Below are 18430 nucleotides of genomic sequence, written 5' to 3'. Positions count from 1 at the left end.
CGAGACATCCCTCACCCGGAAGCGGACCTCATGAATCAGATCACCAGGCCCTGGCCGGCGCTGTGGGCGCTCGTCATCGGGTTCTTCATGATCCTCGTGGACACGACGATCGTCTCGATCGCGAACCCGGCGATCATGGCCGACCTCGAGGCCGACCTCACCGCGGTGATCTGGGTGACGAGCGCCTACCTGCTCGCCTACGCGGTTCCCCTGCTCATCACGGGCCGACTCGGCGATCGATTCGGGCCCAAGCGCGTCTACCTCGTCGGGCTCGTGGTGTTCACGCTCGCCTCGCTCTGGTGCGGGCTCTCGGGCGACATCACGATGCTCATCGCGGCGCGCGCCGCGCAGGGGCTCGGCGCCGCGATGATGACGCCGCAGACCATGGCCGTGATCACGCGGGTCTTCCCGCCGAACCAGCGCGGCGCGGCGATGGGCCTGTGGGGCTCGGTCGCCGGCGTCGCGACCCTGGTCGGCCCGATCCTGGGCGGCGTCCTCGTCGACACGCTCGGGTGGGAATGGGTGTTCTTCGTGAACGTCCCGGTCGGGATCATCGCCTTCATCGCGGCCTGGCGGCTCGTGCCGAGCCTCGCGACGCAGACGCGCCGCTTCGACTGGCTCGGCGTCGTCCTCAGCGCGGTCGGACTGTTCCTCATCGTGTTCGGAATCCAGGAGGGTGAGACCTACGACTGGGGCACGATCGTCGGTCCGATCACGGTGTGGGCGGTCATCGCCGCAGGTGTGGTCGTGCTCGCGGCCTTCATCGTCTGGCAGGCGGTCAACCGCGCCGAGCCGCTGCTGCCGCTCAGCCTGTTCCGCGACCGGAACTTCGCGCTCTCAAACGTCGCGATCTCGCTCGTCGGGCTCGCGATGACGGCGATGCCGTTGCCTCTCGCGTTCTACTTCCAGGTCGCGCGCGGGCTCACGCCGACGCAGGCTGCGCTGATGCTCGTCCCGATGGCGGTCGTCTCGGGCGTGCTCGCCCCACTCGTCGGCCGCCTGAGCGACCGGGTCGACCCGAAGTGGGTCGCGTTCGCGGGGCTGACGGTCGCGGCACTCGCGCTCGGATGCTACGTCGTCGTGATCGGTCCCGACGTCCCGTTCTGGCTCCTGCTGCTCCCGTCCGCGCTGCTCGGCCTGGGCATCTCCGGCGTCTTCGCCCCGCTCGCATCGACCGCCACACGCAACCTGCCGCGGTCGAGCGCCGGTGCCGGATCGGGCGTGTACACCCTGACCCGGCAGGTCGGGTCGGTGCTCGGATCGGCGGCGATCGCCGCGCTCATGAGCGTCAGCATCGCCACCCAGCTCCCGGGCTTCGATGCCGAGGGCGCTCACCCGGGCGTCGGCGCGCTGCCGGACGCGTTCGCCGCCGGATTCTCGACCGCGATGGCCCAGTCGCTCGTCCTGGCAGCCGGGGCGTTCGCGCTCTGCGCGGTCGTAGTGCTGTTCTTCGCCAAGCCGAAGGTCACCGTCGGCTGGGGCGAATCCGACCCGAGCCGCCGCGGCGACGTCTCCGGCGAACGTGCCGCAGTCCCCGGTGACGGCGCGCTGTCCACCTCGGGCGGCGACGGCTGATGCGCGCCACGGCGCCCGGACGGGCACCCGTACCTCCAAACTGGATCCAGAATACAGAATCTCGCGAAGGAGGCCGTCAGTGACGACGCACCACATGACCGCAGCAGACGGAGGCGGACGCCTCGTGGTCGATGCGCTCGAGAAGCACTACCAGCTCGACGGCGCCGAGGTCCCGGTCGTCAAGGGCGTGAGCTTCACGATCGAACCCGGCACCTTCACCTCGTTGCTCGGGCCCTCGGGGTGCGGCAAGACGACGACGCTCAGATGCGTCGCCGGGCTCGAGACGAGCGACGGCGGCGTCATCTCGCTCGACGGCAAGGTGCTCTCGACGGGGACCCGGCACGTCTCTCCCGACAAGCGCGACGTCGGCATGGTGTTCCAGAACTACGCGATCTGGCCCCACATGAGCGTGTTCGCCAACGCCGTGTTCCCCCTGCAGGTCGCCGCCGGCAGGCTGCCGAAGAAGGAGGCGCGCACGCGCGCCATGGAGGCGCTCGAACTCGTCCAGCTCGACGCCTACGCGCATCGCCCCGCCACGGCGCTCTCCGGCGGCCAGCAGCAGCGACTCGCGCTCGCGCGGGCCCTCGCGCACCGGCCGAAGCTGCTCCTGCTCGACGAACCCCTCAGCAACCTCGACGCCAAGCTCCGCGACACCATGCGCAACGAGCTCCGGAGCCTGCAGCAGCGACTCGGCATCACCGCCCTGTACGTCACGCACGACCAGTCGGAAGCGCTGTCGATGTCCGACCGCGTCGCGGTCATGAACGGCGGACGCATCGTCCAGGAAGCCGCGCCGCGCGACCTGTACTTCGCACCCGCCGACCGGTTCGTCGCCGACTTCGTCGGACGCGTGAACCTCATCCCGGCCGTCGTGCGCGACCGCGACGCCAACGGCGACGCCCTCGTCGAGGCGTTCGGCACGCGGCTGGTCACCCCGTGCCCGGTCGAGAGCGGAACCGGGGCGGACGTCACGGTCACCTTCCGGCCCGAGAGCGTGCGCTGGCACGCGGCACCGGTCGACCGGCCGAACCTGCTCCCCGCACGAGTCGCACGCGTCGAGTTCCTCGGCGAGATCGTCGAGTACGAAGCGGAGATCCTGGACGGCGCGACCACGGTCGGCCGGGTCATCGCACGAGGTGCGCCACTGAACTCGCCCACCGAGGGAAGCACCGTGTTCCTGGAGCTCGCCCCGCAGGCCTGCCGCGTGCTCGCGGCATAGTTCCACCCCACCCACCAAGAGATCCACCGTCAGAGAGGACACCCGGATCATGCATCCACGCACCGTCAGGGGCGGAACCATCGCCCTCGCCGCAGCAGGAACGCTGCTGCTCAGCTCATGCGCCACCACCCAGGCCGACGCGCCCGACGCACTCGAGCCGGTCGGCGACGCCGCGACCGGCGCGGCGTGCGACGCCGTCCAGATCGGCGCCTTCACCAGGTGCGAGAACTTCTACGAGGACTTCTGGCCGGAGATCGACCGCCAGATGGACGCGCTCTACGAGCAGGCGAAGGAGACCGACGGCGGTCGGCTCGTGGTCTGGGACTGGTACGAGCTCGCACCCGAGGTGATCGCCGAGTTCAATTCGCGCTACCCCGACATCGAGATCGAGACGCGCGGGCTGACCTACAACCTGCCGTCCGCCGTCATCTCGGCGCAGGCGACCGGCGCGCGCAACACCGACGTGCTGTCCGGCTCGCTGCTCTCGGCGGCGGCCATGACCGACGAGGGCTACTGGGACGAGGTCGACTGGACGCAGTTCGGCATCCCGGAGGAGTTCCTCGAGCTCGGCAGCCCCGGCATGCTGCCTGACAGCATGAACGGCTCGCTCATGCAGGTCAACACCGACGAGATCGAGGCGCCCGCATCGCTCGACGATCTCCTCGCACCCGAGTACGAGGGCAAGGTCTCCATCGCCAACTACAACCCGATCGTCTTCTCCGGATACGGCATGGCCGAGGGCGAGGACGCGATGGTCGACCTGATCGGCGAGCTGAAGACGTCCGGAGCGCTGCAGGTACTGGAGGACCAGAACTCCCCGCTCTCGAGCGGCGACGTTCCCATCGCGCTCAACCAGACCCTATTCAACCCGAACCCGAGCCTCGCAGCCCAGCCGTTCGAGCACTCCGGCGTGTTCGCACAGTTCTCCGGCGTGAACATCGACGCCGACAACAAGCCCGGCGCGATGCTGTGGGCGCTGTGGAACGCCTACGACCCCGACTGGCTCGAGCTCCGCATGACGGACGAGCAGTTCTCGACGACCCAGGTCCCCTACCCGGGGCTGCCGTCCTCGCTCTTCGATCAGGCGACCGGCCTGATGGAGAAGAACGCCGATGCCCTGCTGCAGAGCATCGGCGACGGTGCCGAGACCGAGACCGAAGCGACCCGCGACGAGTGGATCGCCCTCACGAACGCCGCCGACGCGGCACTGAACGGATAACCATGTCCAGGGTGGAACGGACCACGAGGGCCGGACGAACCCGGCCGACCGGGATGACCGTCGCGACCGTCATCGCAGGCTCGGTGATCTTCCTGCTGCTCGCGATCCCGCTTGCGGTGCAGGTGATCACGGCGTTCCGTGGTCCGTTCCTCCCGTTCGGCGTCTCGACGGCACGATGGTCCACCGAGAACTTCGTGACCCTCTGGGGGCTCCGCGACGACTTCTGGGACGTGCTCGGCGCGACGGCCGCCTTCGTCGGGGGCTCGACCGTGCTCTCCCTCCTGATGGCGTTCGGGTTGGCGTGGGTGACGGTGCGCACCGATGCCCCGTTCCGGCGCATGATCTCGGTGCTCGTGATCGTGCCGTTCATCGTGCCGTCGATCGTCAAGGCGCAGGCGTACCTCCTGATGCTCTCGCCGGAGTCGGGCGTGCTCAACCAACTCCTGCGCCTGCTGCCCGGCGACCTCGTGATCGACCCGTACGCGTTCTCCACGATGGTGGTGATCCAGTCGCTCACCAACGTGACCTTCCCCTACCTGATGATCGTGCCGATCCTCACCGGCATGGACGGTTCGCTCGAGGAGTCCGCACGCGTCTCGGGTGCGAGCTGGGGTCAGACGCTGCGACGGGTCACGCTCCCCATGCTGTGGCCGGGGTTGCTCGGGGTCATGGTGCTCACGTTCATCCTCGGACTCGGCAGCCTCGAGGTGCCCCTGCTCTTCGGGCAGGAGTCCGGCAAGGACATCTTCGCGCTCAAGCTCTGGACCCTGATCAGCGCGGGTGCCGGCGAGCTGCCGCAGTACGGCCTCGCGGCCGCCTGGGGGTGCGTCTTCCTCGTGATCACGACCATCGCGTTCGTGATCTACCTGCGCGCGACTCGCGATGCCGAGCGCCGAGCGTCGATCTCCGGCAAGGGATTCCGGCCGACGACGATGAAGCTCGGCGGATGGCGCATCCCCGTGCTGCTCGCCATCCTCGTCTTCACGATGCTGACGGCCGTGCTGCCGCTCTTCGCGCTCCTCTGGTCGGCGATCACGCCGTATCCCCTCGCCTTCTCGTTCGACGCGCTTCGCACGCAGACGCACTTCACGGCGTTCGGCGAGGTGCTCGCCGACGGCGAGTTCTGGGCGTCGCTCGGTCGGACGCTGATCATCGCCGGGGGGAGCGCGACGATCGCGTGCGGCGCGGCGACGGTGCTCGCATACGGGATCGCGAGGAGCCGGGCGACGGGATGGACGCGGAGCATGGACCTCTTCGCGTCGTCGAGCGTCGCCATCCCGGCGGTCATCGCCGGCTTCGCCATGTTCCTGACCTTCATGGTCATCAACCCGGTGATCCCGCTCGCCGGGACGATCGCGGCACTCGTGATCGCCTACTCCTACCGGGTGTCGATCGCCTATCGCGCCGGCTTCAGCGCGACCCTCCAGATCCGCACCGAACTCGAGGAGGCGGCCCTCATCAGCGGCGCGAGCCGGCTCGAGGGATTCCGCAGGATCGTCGCGCCCCTGCTCGCGCCCACGGTGTTCGCGGTGTGGATCCAGATGTTCATCCTCGGCACCAACGAGTTCACGCTCCCGGCCTTCCTCGCGACACCCGAGTCGCGCCCGCTCTCCGTCTACATGTACGCGATGATCAATCCCCGCTCGGCGCAGCTCTATGCACCGGACCAGGGTGCGGCGATGGCACTCATCTTCACGCTCCTCGTCTTCGCGATCGGCTACGGACTGCAATGGCTCGTGTCGCTCCGGTCGATCGGTCGCGCCGCTCGCCGCGGCCGGGTCGTCGATGCCGCGACGGATGCGCTGGGGACGGCTGCGGTCGCGGTCGAGGCGACGGATGCGACGGACACTCGGTCGGTCGCCGCCCAGCAGGTCGCGGAGTTGACGCACCGCTGACGCCTCCGATCGCGCGTCGTTTGTACGACGTGGCTGGTCCACCCCCTTCCGATGTACGTCAGGGAGGGGGTGGCATCCGTTCCGCGCTGCCTACCATTGCCCGACATCGCCACCGTCGTCACCGCATCGGAGCACCCCATGACCATCGTCGAACCCACGGCCACCACCGTCGGCGGCCCCGCCCTCCCGCAGGAGCGCCGCCTCGTCACCAGCATCCCCGGCCCGCGCTCGCAGGAGCTCATCGCCCGCAAGGCGCAGGCCGTCGCGAAGGGCGTCGGGCACACAATCCCCGTCTCCGTCGTCGCGGCCGGCGGCGGCGTCATCGTCGACGCGGACGGCAACTCGATCATCGACCTCGGCTCGGGCATCGCCGTGACCGGCGTCGGCAACTCGAACCCGCGCGTCGTCGACGCGGTCAAGGCGCAGCTCGACGCCTTCACGCACACGTGCTTCACCGTGGCCCCGTACGACGGCTACGTCGCCGTCGCCGAGAAGCTCAACGAGCTCACGCCCGGAGGCCACGAGAAGCGCTCGGCCCTGTTCAACTCGGGCGCCGAGGCCGTCGAGAACGCGATCAAGGTCGCCCGCCACCACACGAAGAAGATGGCGGTCGTCGCCTTCGACCACGCCTACCACGGCCGCACGAACCTCACGATGGGCCTGACCGCCAAGAACATCCCGTACAAGAACGGCTTCGGCCCGTTCGCGCCCGAGGTGTACCGCGCGCCGCTCAGCTACCCCTTCCGAGACGGCGGACTGTCGGGCGCCGAGGCCGCGGCCCGCGCGATCACGCAGATCGAGAAGCAGGTCGGCGCCGAGAACCTCGCCGCGATCATCATCGAGCCCATCCAGGGCGAGGGCGGCTTCATCGTGCCCGCCCCCGGCTTCCTGCCGGCACTCGTCGCCTGGGCGAACGCGAACGACGTCGTCTTCATCGCCGACGAGGTGCAGACCGGCTTCGCCCGCACGGGTGCGTGGTTCGCGAGCGAGCACGAGGACATCGTGCCCGACATCATCGTCACCGCGAAGGGCATCGCGGGCGGCCTCCCGCTCTCGGCCGTCACCGGACGTGCCGAGATCATGGACTCCGCCATGGCCGGTGGCCTCGGCGGCACCTACGCCGGAAGCCCGCTCGCCTGCGCCGCGGCACTCGCGGCCATCGAGTCGTACGAGGAGGACGGACTCATCGAGCGCGCGAAGGAGATCGGCTCGGTGCTCATCGGCCGCCTCAACGCGCTCCGCACCGCCGACCCGCGCATCGGCGACGTCCGCGGCCGCGGCGCGATGGTCGCCGTCGAGCTCGTCGACCCCGCAACCGGTGCGCCCGACGCGGCGCTCACGGCCAAGGTCGCCGCGCACGCCCACGCCAACGGCGTGCTCGTGCTCACCTGCGGCACCTACGGCAACGTCATCCGCTTCCTCCCTCCGCTCACCATCGGCGACGAGCTGCTCATCGAGGGCCTCGAGGTCGTCGCGGAAGGGCTGCGGAACGCATGACCCCCGTGACGGCGACGACGGCGTCGCCCCTGATCCCGGCCGCCGCGGAATCCGTGCTCGCGGTCGCCGACGCCGAGCCGACCCCGCTCGTCGACGCCCGCTCCCAGCTGGCCGAGGCGATCGAGCTGCTCGGCTACGGCGAGGGCCTGCACCGCATGCTCGCGACCCCGCGCCGCGAGATGGCGGTCGCGGTGCCGCTGCGCCGCGACACCGGCGAGACCGAGGTGTACCTCGGCTACCGCGTGCAGCACAACTTCAGCCGCGGCCCCGCCAAGGGCGGCCTCCGCTACGCGCCGAACGTGAACCTCGACGAGGTGCGCGCCCTCGCGATGTGGATGACCTGGAAGTGCGCCCTGCTCGACGTGCCGTACGGCGGCGCGAAGGGCGGCGTCGCGATCGACCCGCGCGACCACTCGGTCGGCGAGCTCGAGCGCGTCACGCGCCGCTACACGAGCGAGATCCTGCCGATCATCGGGCCGGAGCGCGACATCCCCGCGCCCGACATCGGCACCGACGAGCGCACCATGGCCTGGATGATGGACACCTACTCGGTGAACTCCGGGTACACGGTCCCCGGCATCGTCACCGGCAAGCCCATCGCGCTCGGCGGCTCGCTCGGCCGGGCGTCGGCGACGAGCCGCGGCGTCACGCACATCGCGCTCGCCGCGCTCCGCCACGCGGGGATCGAGCCGGGCCGCGCGACCGCGGCCGTGCAGGGCTTCGGCAAGGTCGGTGCGGATGCCGCGCGGTTCCTCGCCGAGGCGGGCGTGACGGTGGTCGCGGTCAGCGACCAGTACGGCGCGATCCGCAACGGCGGCGGCCTCGACCTCGAGGCGCTCACCGACCACGTGCGCGCCACCGGCTCGATCGTCGGCTTCGCCGGCGCCGACGAGCTCGACCGCGACGCCCTGCTCACGCAGGACGTCGACCTGCTCGTGCCGGCCGCCGTCGAGGGCGTGCTGCACGGCGGCAACGCCCGCGACGTGCGCGCCGCGGTCGTCGTCGAGGGCGCGAACGGCCCCACCACCCCCGCGGCCGACGCGATCCTCCGGGAGCGCGGCGTGCTCGTCGTCCCCGACATCCTCGCCAACGCGGGCGGTGTCATCGTCTCGTACTTCGAGTGGGTCCAGGCCAACCAGGCGTACTGGTGGCGGGTCGACGAAGTCGAGAGCAGACTGGAGGAGCGGATGCTGAACGCCTGGCGTCACGTCCTCGGCTACGCCGAGACCCGCGACCTCTCGCTCCGCACCGCCGCCACGGCACTGGCCGTCGAGCGTGTCGCCGAGGCGCACCGCCTCCGCGGCCTCTACCCGTGATCGCGCACCGACACCGCGCAACGAACGAAACGGACATCCCGAGCATGACCACTGCAACGCAGGAATCCGCACTCCTCGACCAGGTCGCCGACGGCCTCTACATCGGCGGCGAGTGGGTCGCCGCCGAGGGCGGGAAGACCTTCGAGGTCCGCGACCCGGCGACGGGCGACGTGATCAAGACCATCGCCGACGCATCGGCCGCCGACGGCATCCGCGCGCTCGACGCGGCCGTCGACGCGCAGGCGTCCTGGGCCGCCACCGCCCCGCGCGAGCGCGGCGAGATCCTCCGCCGCGCCTTCGACCGGCTGATGGAACGCCGTGAGGACTTCGCGCTCCTCATGACGCTCGAGATGGGCAAGCCGCTCGCCGAGGCGCGTGGCGAGGTCAACTACGGCGGCGAATTCCTCCGCTGGTTCAGCGAGGAGGCCGTGCGCATCACCGGCCGCTACGGCTGGAACCCCGAGGGCACCGGCCGCATCGTCGTCGCACAGCGCCCCGTCGGCCCGTCCTACTTCATCACGCCGTGGAACTTCCCGCTCGCGATGGCGACCCGCAAGATCGCCCCCGCGCTCGCCGCGGGCTGCACCGTCGTCGTCAAGCCCGCCGCGCTCACGCCGCTCACGACCATCGCGTTCGTGCAGCTGCTCGAGGAGGTCGGGCTGCCGAAGGGCGTCGTGAACGTCGTCACCACGACGAGCTCGTCGAAGGTCTCGGCCCCGATCATCGCCGACCCGCGCCTGCGCAAGCTGTCGTTCACGGGTTCGACCGAGGTCGGCCGCAAGCTCATCGAGCAGTCGGCGCAGGGCATCCTCCGCACCTCGATGGAGCTCGGCGGCAACGCCCCGTTCGTCGTGTTCGAGGACGCCGACCTGGACAAGGCGGTCGAGGGCGCGATGGTCGCGAAGTTCCGCAACATCGGCCAGGCGTGCACGGCGGCCAACCGCTTCATCGTGCACGAGTCGGTGGCGGCGGAGTTCGCCCGCCGCGTGAGCGAGCGGGTGACGGGCATGCGCGTCGGCCGTGGCACCGAGGACGGCGTGCACATCGGACCGCTGATCGACGACGACGCGGTCGCGTCGACGCACGAGCTGGTGACGGACGCCGTGGACAAGGGCGCGACCGTCCTCGCCGGGGGAGCGCCGATCGACGGCGCGGGCTCGTTCTACGCGCCGACCGTGCTGCACGACGTCGCCGCCGACGCGCGCCTGCTCCGCGAGGAGATCTTCGGGCCCGTCCTCGGCATCACCACGTTCGCCGAGGAGGATGACGCGGTTCGCCTCGCCAACTCGACCGAGTACGGTCTCATCTCCTACGTCTTCACGCAGGACCTCGCGCGCGGCCACCGCATGATCGACCGCCTCGACACCGGCATGATGGGCCTGAACACCGGCCTCGTCTCGAACGCGGCGGCCCCCTTCGGCGGCGTCAAGCAGTCGGGCATCGGCCGCGAGGGCGGCTTCGAGGGCATCCACGAGTTCCTCGACACGAAGTACACCCTGATCCCGGCCTGACCGCCGGACGACGGATGCCGCGGCCCGCGCCGCACCTCCGCCGCGCGCCCGCGGCATCCGTCCCACCTTCTCCGCTCCGCCTCGGAGCGTCGGCATCACCACGCACAGAAAGCACCCCCACCATGGAACGCATCGACACCGACGTCGTCATCGTCGGCGCAGGCGCCTCCGGCCTCACGGCCGCGACCGAGCTCGTGAAGGCCGGGCGCGACGTCGTCGTGCTCGAGGCCCGCGACCGCGTCGGCGGCCGGCTCTGGACCGGCGACGTCGACGGCGCCATGCTCGAGATCGGCGGCCAGTGGGTCTCGCCCGACCAGGACGCCCTCATCGAGACGCTCGACGAGCTCGGACTGGAGACGTACGAGCGCTACCGCGAGGGCCGGAACGTCTACATCGCCGAGGACGGCGAGCGGCGCCTCTTCGAGGGCGAGATCTTCCCGGTGCCCGCGCGGACCGAGGGCGAGATCGTCGGCCTCATCGAGAAGCTCGACCAGCTCGTCGCCGAGATCGACCCCGAGCAGCCGTGGGCGCACCCGCGCGCGAAGGAACTCGACGAGATCTCGTTCGCCGAGTGGCTCGGCACCCAGACCGACGACGAGGAGGCGAAGCTCAACATCGGCATGTTCATCGCCGGTGCGATGCTCACCAAGCCGACCCATGCCTTCTCGGCGCTGCAGGCGCTGCTCATGGCGGCCTCCGCGGGGTCGTTCTCGAACCTCGTCGACGCCGACTTCATCCTCGACAAGCGCGTCGTCGGCGGCCTCCAGCAGGTGCCCCTGCGCCTCGCCGAGCGCCTCGGCGACGCCGTCAAGCTCGGGCAGCCGGTGCGCACCATCCGCTGGAACCCGGAGTCGCCCGACGCCGGCGTCACCGTCGTGAGCGACGGGTTCGAGGTGCACGCGAAGCAGGTCGTGCTCGCGCTCGCGCCGATCCTGTACGACCGCATCTCGTACGAGCCGCCGCTGCCGCGCCTCCAGCACCAGATGCACCAGCACGTCTCGATGGGCTTCGTCATCAAGGTGCACGCCGTCTACGAGACGCCGTTCTGGCGCGAGCAGGGCCTGTCGGGCACGGCGTTCAGCCCGTACGAGCTCTCGCACGAGGCGTACGACAACACCAACCACGGCGACACGCGCGGCACGCTCGTCGGCTTCGTGTCCGACGAGGCGGCCGACGAGGTCTTCCGCCTCTCCGCCGAGGAGCGCAAGCAGCGCATCCTCGAGTCGCTCTCGCACTACTACGGTGAGCAGGCCAAGCACCCGGTCGTCTACTACGAGTCCGACTGGGGCTCGGAGGAGTGGACCCGCGGCGCGTACGCCGCGAGCTTCGACATGGGCGGCCTCGCGCGCTACGGCGCGGACCTGCGGACGCCGGTCGGCCCGATCCGCTTCGCCTGCTCCGACATGGCGGGCAAGGGGTACCAGCACGTCGACGGCGCCATCCGCATGGGGCGCCTCGTCGCGGCGCAGGCGCTCGAGGCGCTCGGGGCCCGCGCGTGACCGCGTCGGGAATCCTCGTCGGCTACACGGCGAACGCCGCCGGCGCCGACGCGCTCGCAGTCGCGAGTCGCCTCGCGGCCGCGGCCGACGCGCCGCTCGAGGTGGTGATGGTCCTGCCCTCGGAGGCGGGGAACTCCAGCGTGCCCGCGGATGCCGGCTACGAGCGGCACCTCCGCGCGCAGTCCCGCGAGTGGCTCGCGCAGGCGTCCGGGCACCTGGGGGCGGATGTCGCGTCGAAGCTGCACCTCCGCTACGCCGAGTCGTTCGCCGAGGGGCTCATCGCGGCCGCGCACGAGTTCGATGCACGCCTCATCGTGATCGGCACGGCACGCGGCGGCCTCCTCGGCCGGACGCGAATCGGGTCGGTCGCGAACGAGCTGCTGCACTCCTCCGACGTGCCGGTGCTGCTCGCGCCGTCCGGCTCGCGCGAGCTGCCCGCCTCGCAGGGGATCACCCGCATCACCGCGGCGGTCGGCACGCGCCCCGGTGCCGACGCGCTCCTCGAGTCGTCGATCCGACTCGCACGTGCGACGAGCGCGCCGCTGCGCCTGCTGTCGCTCGTGCCCATCGACCTTCCCGCCGGCCTCGACGCCGACCTCGCCGCGCTCACCAGCTCGGTCCACGCCGAGGAGGTGCTCGACGAGGCACGTCAGGCGCTTCCGGACGGCATCGAGGCGACCGTCGAGACCGCGACGGGCGAGACCATCGAGGACGCCGTGCGCGCCCTCGACTGGCACCAGGGCGAGCTCGTGCTCGTCGGCTCGAGCCGCCTCGCGGCGCCGCGCCATCTCTTCCTGGGTTCGACCGCGGCGAAGATGCTGCGCGAGCTCCCGGCGCCCATGATCGTGGTGCCGCGCACCACCCTCACCTGAAAGACGCTGCAATGTCGCAACACTCCCCAAGTCCTGCCGCCCTCACCGAGGCGACCCGAGCGGTCGACTCCAACGAGCACGGCATCACCAAGAAGGGCCTCTCGGCCGGATCGGTCGGCCTGATCGGCGCGATCGTCATCGGCATCTCGTGCATCGCGCCGGCGTACACGCTGACCGCGGCGCTCGGCCCGACCGTGTCCGAGGTGGGCACGCAGGTTCCCGCGATCATCCTGCTCGGGTTCATCCCGATGCTGCTCGTGGCCTTCGGCTACCGCGAGCTCAACCGGCGCATGCCCGACTCGGGCACGTCGTTCACCTGGGCGACGCGGGCCTTCGGCCCGTGGATCGGGTGGATGGCCGGCTGGGGGCTCGTCGCGGCGACGATCCTCGTGCTGTCCAACCTCGCGGGCATCGCGGTCGACTTCCTGTTCCTCGCGATCTCGCAGATCGTGGGGAACCCGGAGATCGCCGGCATCGCCGCGAACCCGTTCGTCAACGTGGCCGTGTGCCTGCTGTTCATGCTCGGCGCGACGATGATCTCGTACCGCGACATGCGGACCACGCAGAAGCTGCAGTACTGGCTCGTGGGGTTCCAGGTGCTCGTGCTCGTGGTCTTCTCGGGCGCCGCGCTGATCGAGGTGGCGAACGGCAACGCGTTCGATGCGACCCCGATCGAGCTGAGCTGGTTCAACCCGTTCGCGGTGAGCGACTTCAGTGCGCTCGCGGCGGGCCTGTCGCTGTCGATCTTCATCTTCTGGGGCTGGGACGTCACGCTCACGATGAACGAGGAGACGAAGGGCGCCGAGAAGACCCCGGGTCGCGCGGCGACGCTGTCGGTGCTCATCATCGTCTCGCTCTACCTGCTGATCTCGGTCTCGCTCATCTCGTTCGCGGGCGTCGGCGACGGCGAGTTCGGCCTCGGCAACCCCGACATCCAGGACAACGTCTTCTTCGCCCTCGCCGGCCCGGTGCTCGGCCCGCTCGCGATCCTCGTGTCGCTCGCGGTGCTCACCTCGAGCGCGTCGAGCCTGCAGTCGACGTTCGTCTCGCCCGCCCGCACCCTCCTCGCGATGGGCCACTACGGAGCCCTGCCGCCGAAGTTCGCGCAGGTCAGCCCGCGCTTCTTCACGCCCGGGTACGCGACGATCGTCTCGGCCGTCGTGGCATCCGTCTTCTACGCGGTCATGCGCTTCGTGAGCGAGAACGTGCTGTGGGACACGATCACCGCGCTCGGCATGATGATCTGCTTCTACTACGGCATCACGGCGTTCGCGGCCGTGTGGTTCTTCCGGAAGACCTGGTTCCGCACGGTGCGCGAGTTCTTCTTCACGCTGCTCTTCCCGCTCGTGGGCGGCGTCATCCTGTCGGTGCTCTTCGTGACGACCCTCGTCGACAGCATGGACCCCGACTACGGCAGCGGGTCGAACATCGGCGGCGTCGGCCTCGTGTTCATCCTCGGCATGGTCGTGCTGCTCACGGGCGTCGTGATCATGTTCTGGCAGGCGATCACGCGTCCGGCGTTCTTCCGCGGCGAGGTGCTGTCGCGGGCGGTCGCCGATTGAGCCCGTGCGGGGCCGGTGTCTCACCGTGCCGGCACCGCACGTGAACGCGAACCGCCCCGCCGGCGACACCCGGCGGGGCGGTTCGGCGTACGGCTCCGGCTATTCGGGCATCGGCGCGGGAGCCGTGCCCGTGTACATGCCGTAGACGAGGTCGGCCGCGGCGGCCGCGGTGGCCGGGTCGGCGCCGGCCGCGACATCGGCCTCGGCCCATCGGTCCGCGCTCAGCCGCATGAAGGCCATGCCCTCGTCGGTCTGCAGCCACTCCTCGGAGTCGTCGGGCCGGATCTCGCGGGTGGTGAAGTGCAGGCCGAGGCCGAGGAGCGCGCCGTCCCACCCGATGCCGGTCGGGGAGGGCCCCATCTGCTCCCACATCTCGTCGGTGACGTCGGCGGCGCGCGCGAGGTGCTCGAGCTCGAAGCGCGTCTGCTCGGCGTCGACCTCGGTGAGCCGGACGGTGATCCAGGTGGTGCCGCCGCCGTACTCCCACGTCGCGGTGAACGAGTTGGGCGCATCGCACGCGGTGATGGTGCCGCCCGCGTTGCCCTCGAGCTGGTAGCTGCCGCCGAGGCGCAGGTCGCCCGTCACGGGCAGGAACCAGCGCGGGATCCGCTCGGCCGTGGTGAGCGCGTCCCACACGTCGTCGATGGGGGAGGGGTACACCTGCGCGAGGGTCTGCACGCGCATGCGCTCGCCGTCTCGTTCCTCGGTGCCGACGGCGCGGTCGACCGCGTCGACCTGTGCTCGGATGTCCATGTCACTGCTCCTGGTCGGGTTGCCGGGTCGCCGCGAGGCGGCGCTGCCTCCGTCCGCGCGCGAGCTCGGTGCCGAGCGCGTCGAACCGGGGTTTCCAGAACCGCTCGAACGGCGTGAACCACTGCGCCGCCTCGGCGAGCGGTTCGGGATCGAGGTTGTACAGGCGCCTCGTGCCCTCGGCGCGCACGCTCGCGAACCCGGATTCCCGCAGCACGCGCAGGTGCTGGGAGACCCCGGGCTGGCTGATGCCGAACTCGGCCTGCACGATGCGCCCGACCTCGCCTGCGGCGAGCTCGCCGTCGGCGAGCAGCTCGAGGATCCGGCGTCGGACCGGGTCCCCGAGGATGTCGAGCGCGTGCATGCGTCTATTGTTCGCTTGTGACTTATATAAGTCAAGCCGAATCAATGAGCGGGCATGGGACTCCGCCGGATGGGCGCCCTGCGGCGCCCATCCGGCGGATGCTCATGCACGAGTGCCGGCAGTCTCGACCTCGTACACCGTGCTGCCCGCGACGACCGTGCGGATGACCCGCGCCTCGAGCAGCGCGTCGTCCCCGAGCTCGAACGGGTCGCGGTCGATGACGGCGAAGTCGGCGGCGAGTCCCGGTGCGATCCGCCCTCGCGCGTCCTCCTCGCGGCACGAGAACGCCGCATCGCGCGTCGCGTGGCGCACGGCATCGGCGAGCGGGACGGCGTACTCCGGATGGGTGGCGGGGAACGAGTCGTCGAGCGCCGAGCGCCTGGTCGCGGCCACGTACAGGTTGGGCAGCGCCTCGTGCGGCGCCGTCGGCGCATCCGTCGAGAACGCCAGCACGGCGCCCGCGTCGGTGATCTCGGTCCAGGGGAAGCCCCGGTCGGCCCGCTCGTCGCCGAGCATCGCGGCCCAGTTCGCCCAGATCGCGGGGTCGGCGTGCACGGGCTGCATCGACGCGACGACGCCGAGCCGCGCGAGTCGCGCGACATCCGCCCGGTCGACGTACTCGAGGTGCTCGATCCGGTGCCGCCGGTCGCGCTCGCCGTTGACGGCGTGCGCGTGCTCCAGCGCGTCGAGGGCGATGCCGCTCGCGGCGTCGCCGATGGCGTGCAGCGCGACCTGGAGCCCCGCGGCGTCCGCGGCCGCGACGACGGGCTCGAGCGCGTCGAGCGGCCAGATCGGCTCGGCGTTCGAGCCGTCGACGTACGGATGCCGCATCGCAGCCGTGCACGCGTCGATCACGCCGTCGAGCACGACCTTGATCCCCGCGATGCGGAGCCACGGCGTGTCGACCTCGTGCGCGAGGTCGACCGCCCGCGCGACCTGGGCGAGGTTCGCGTCGGCATCGCCGGTGTTCGCGACGAACCAGTGCGCGACGACCCGGATGGGCAGCGTGCCGCCGCGACGGTCGGCGGCGCGACGGAACGCCGCGAGCCCGAGCTCGTCGAAGGCCATGTCGACGACGCCCGTCACGCCCGTCGCGAGGTAGGCGGCGATGGTGCGCTCGACGGCGGCGTCACGGTCGGCGTCGGTCGCCTGATCGGCGAGGTGCTCCCACGCGTACTGCTGGGCGGCGGTCTCGTAGAGCATCCCGTTCGGCTCGCCTGCGGCGTCGCGTCCGATGCGCCCGCCGATCGGGTCGGGGGTGTCGCGCGAGATGCCGAGTTCCGCGAGCGCCGCCGAGTTCACCCAGCACGAGTGGTAGTCGTTCGCGTCGAGGTAGACGGGCACGTCGGGCAGCGCCGCGTCGAGCATCGCCGCCGTGGGCGCGCCGCCCGGCACGGAGTCGAACAGCCAGCCGCGGCCGAGCACGCGGGGCGCGTCCGGGTCTGCGGCCCGGGCCGCGACGAGGCGCGATCGGATCTCGTCGAGCGTGCGGGCGTCGGTCAGGCCGACCCGGCCGAGCGCCTCGCCCATCATGACGAGGTGCGTGTGCGCGTCGATGACTCCGGGCAGCACGAGCCTCCCGTCGAGGTCGACGACGTCGACGTCCGCCCCGTCGGAGCCGGGAGGGCTCGCGGCGCTCGCGCCGGCGCGCACCTCGTCCTCCGAGCCGACCGCCAGGACGGTCGCGCCGTCGACGGCGATCGCCTCGGCCCACACGGGCTCGTCGGCGGTGAAGACCCGCGCGTTCACGTACACGGTGCGGCTCATGCGCGGACCTCCTGTGCGTCCGCGTCGGCCGCCGCCGGGCGCGGGGCCGCGGCATCCGTCGCCTCGGCGGCCTGGGCCGCACGCGAGAACCGGGCCACGAGGGCGACCGGGGTGATCAGTGCGAAGCTCGCCACGCCGAGCACGACGCCGAAGCCGGCGAACCCGAGCGCCTCGACGAGCGCGGCGCCGATGACCGGGGTGAGCGCCGAGCCGACGAGGTAGACCGCGAGCAGCGGTCCCGACCAGCGTCCGTCGGCGTCGAGCGCGGCGGCCGTCGACACGAAGTAGAGGAACGCCACGGCGTAGACGGTGTTCCAGGCGATGAACACGACGATGAACGCCGTCGGGTCGGTGACGGTCGACTCGATCATCTTGAGCACGCCGCCGGTGGCGAGGAGGATCGCGAGCGGCAGCGCTCGCCCGAACCGGTCGCCGACGACCGTGATGAGGATGGCTCCGAGGATGCCGCCGGCGGTGGCGCCGCTCAGCGCGAGGCCGAGGCCCTCGGGCGTGAGTGCGGCCTGCTCGGCGCCCATGACTCCGGCCATGGCCCAGAGCGAGTCCTCGCTCACGGCCCAGAGGGCGAAGCAGGCGAGCAGCGCGAGTCCGGCGATCGCCAGGCGTCGTGAGCCGATCGATGCCCCGATGGCGGATGCCGCGGGCGCGCCGGTCGCGGCCGGACCGATGATCGGCGCCGCGGGCAGCCAGGCCGTGGTGGCGAGCATCGCGACCGAGAACACGGCGAGCACGCCGAACACGCTCGCCGGTGCGAGGCCGATCATCGGCACGATGGCGAGGATCACGGTGATCACGGCGCGGTTCGCGAGCCCGTTGACGCCGGCCACGCGTTCGGGGTTGATGAACGCGGCGAGGGCTGCGCCCGACGAGGCGACCGCGCCGCCGGCGCCGATGCCGCCGGCGATGAGTCCGGCGACGACGGCGGCGGGAGCCGGCACGAACGCGGCGATGCCGAAGCCGGCGGCGGCGACCGCGAGCCCGATGCGCGCGACGGCGAGGCGCCGCGGGCCGGCGCAGAGCCGGGCGACGGTGAGGCCGGTGATCGCGGTGGCGAGGAGCGTCGCGGTGACGATCCAGCTGGCGGTGAGGACGTCGGCGCCGAGCGCCGTCTGGAGGGCGGCGATCATGTACGGCGAGAGGTTCACGCCGAGGTAGCCGGCGATGCCGATGCCGAAGGTCGCGACGGCGCCGGGAAGGCGGAGTGGGACTCGAGCGGTGGGAACGTGGTCGGTCACGGGAGGTCTCCTGTCGGGGAGTGCACGTCATCGTGCAGGAGGGAGGTTCGCGGTTCGCCCGGTGCGGCATCCGCTCTAACGAATGGTGTTCGTTTATTATTCACGCCGACCCGCCTGAAGGGAAGGGGTGA

Annotated in this window: 14 protein-coding genes; 10 read left to right on the top strand and 4 right to left on the bottom strand. The window is 71.1% G+C overall.

Translation table 11 applies throughout. The features are described from left to right. Positions 1–30: 30 nt before the first annotated feature. From GJR97_RS05690 to GJR97_RS05645, 10 genes are all read left to right on the top strand, one after another. On the top strand, positions 31–1575 hold the full coding sequence (locus GJR97_RS05690; RefSeq protein WP_154345553.1) for a DHA2 family efflux MFS transporter permease subunit: 1545 nt from the start codon (positions 31–33) through the stop codon (positions 1573–1575). 79 nt (positions 1576–1654) lie between these two features. Continuing rightward, positions 1655–2794 (top strand): ABC transporter ATP-binding protein, encoded by a 1140-nt coding sequence (locus tag GJR97_RS05685; RefSeq protein ID WP_154345552.1) that lies wholly within the window; start codon positions 1655–1657, stop codon positions 2792–2794. A gap of 49 nt (positions 2795–2843) precedes the next feature. Continuing rightward, on the top strand, positions 2844–4013 hold the full coding sequence (locus GJR97_RS05680) for a type 2 periplasmic-binding domain-containing protein (RefSeq protein WP_129234046.1): 1170 nt from the start codon (positions 2844–2846) through the stop codon (positions 4011–4013). 11 nt (positions 4014–4024) lie between these two features. Continuing rightward, positions 4025–5908 carry an ABC transporter permease gene (locus tag GJR97_RS05675; protein WP_195760615.1) on the top strand — a complete coding sequence of 628 codons (1884 nt, stop codon included), beginning with the start codon at positions 4025–4027 and terminating at the stop codon, positions 5906–5908. 138 nt (positions 5909–6046) lie between these two features. Next, positions 6047–7405 carry a 4-aminobutyrate--2-oxoglutarate transaminase gene (gabT, locus tag GJR97_RS05670; RefSeq protein ID WP_154345550.1) on the top strand — a complete coding sequence of 453 codons (1359 nt, stop codon included), beginning with the start codon at positions 6047–6049 and terminating at the stop codon, positions 7403–7405. After that, complete coding sequence (locus GJR97_RS05665) at positions 7402–8721, top strand: Glu/Leu/Phe/Val family dehydrogenase (protein ID WP_154345549.1); 1320 nt, start codon at positions 7402–7404, stop codon at positions 8719–8721. Before gabT ends, GJR97_RS05665 begins: the two co-directional genes overlap by 4 nt. A gap of 44 nt (positions 8722–8765) precedes the next feature. Then, positions 8766–10232 carry an NAD-dependent succinate-semialdehyde dehydrogenase gene (locus GJR97_RS05660; RefSeq protein ID WP_154345548.1) on the top strand — a complete coding sequence of 489 codons (1467 nt, stop codon included), beginning with the start codon at positions 8766–8768 and terminating at the stop codon, positions 10230–10232. A 122-nt stretch (positions 10233–10354) separates the two neighbouring features. Continuing rightward, a complete protein-coding gene (locus GJR97_RS05655) occupies positions 10355–11731 on the top strand; it encodes a flavin monoamine oxidase family protein (RefSeq protein ID WP_154345547.1) in 1377 nt (458 codons plus the stop codon). Then, entirely contained in the window at positions 11728–12603 is an 876-nt protein-coding gene (locus tag GJR97_RS05650) for a universal stress protein (protein WP_324613201.1), read from the top strand. Before GJR97_RS05655 ends, GJR97_RS05650 begins: the two co-directional genes overlap by 4 nt. Before the next feature lie 11 nt (positions 12604–12614). Beyond that, positions 12615–14165, top strand: a complete 1551-nt coding sequence (locus GJR97_RS05645; protein ID WP_154345546.1) for an APC family permease — start codon at positions 12615–12617, stop codon at positions 14163–14165. Between the two features lie 99 nt (positions 14166–14264). Here GJR97_RS05645 and GJR97_RS05640 read toward each other — a convergent pair whose 3' ends face one another. The 4 genes from GJR97_RS05640 to GJR97_RS05625 all read right to left on the bottom strand — a co-directional run bounded on the left by GJR97_RS05640 (position 14265) and on the right by GJR97_RS05625 (position 18299). Next, positions 14265–14918 (bottom strand): SRPBCC family protein, encoded by a 654-nt coding sequence (locus GJR97_RS05640; RefSeq protein ID WP_154345545.1) that lies wholly within the window; start codon positions 14916–14918, stop codon positions 14265–14267. Position 14919: 1 nt separating this feature from the next. Then, positions 14920–15279, bottom strand: a complete 360-nt coding sequence (locus GJR97_RS05635; protein WP_154345544.1) for an ArsR/SmtB family transcription factor — start codon at positions 15277–15279, stop codon at positions 14920–14922. Positions 15280–15381: 102 nt separating this feature from the next. Beyond that, positions 15382–17046 (bottom strand): amidohydrolase, encoded by a 1665-nt coding sequence (locus tag GJR97_RS05630; protein ID WP_154345543.1) that lies wholly within the window; start codon positions 17044–17046, stop codon positions 15382–15384. Next, a complete protein-coding gene (locus GJR97_RS05625; RefSeq protein ID WP_154345542.1) occupies positions 17043–18299 on the bottom strand; it encodes an MFS transporter in 1257 nt (418 codons plus the stop codon). Before GJR97_RS05625 ends, GJR97_RS05630 begins: the two co-directional genes overlap by 4 nt. Between the last annotated feature and the right edge of the window lie 131 nt (positions 18300–18430).

It is taken from the genome of Agromyces kandeliae, assembly GCF_009674665.1.
Classification (GTDB): Bacteria; Actinomycetota; Actinomycetes; order Actinomycetales; family Microbacteriaceae; genus Agromyces; species Agromyces kandeliae.
The sequence above is the reverse complement of the archived record's forward strand: the minus strand, read 5'-3'. Positions and strand labels throughout refer to the sequence as shown.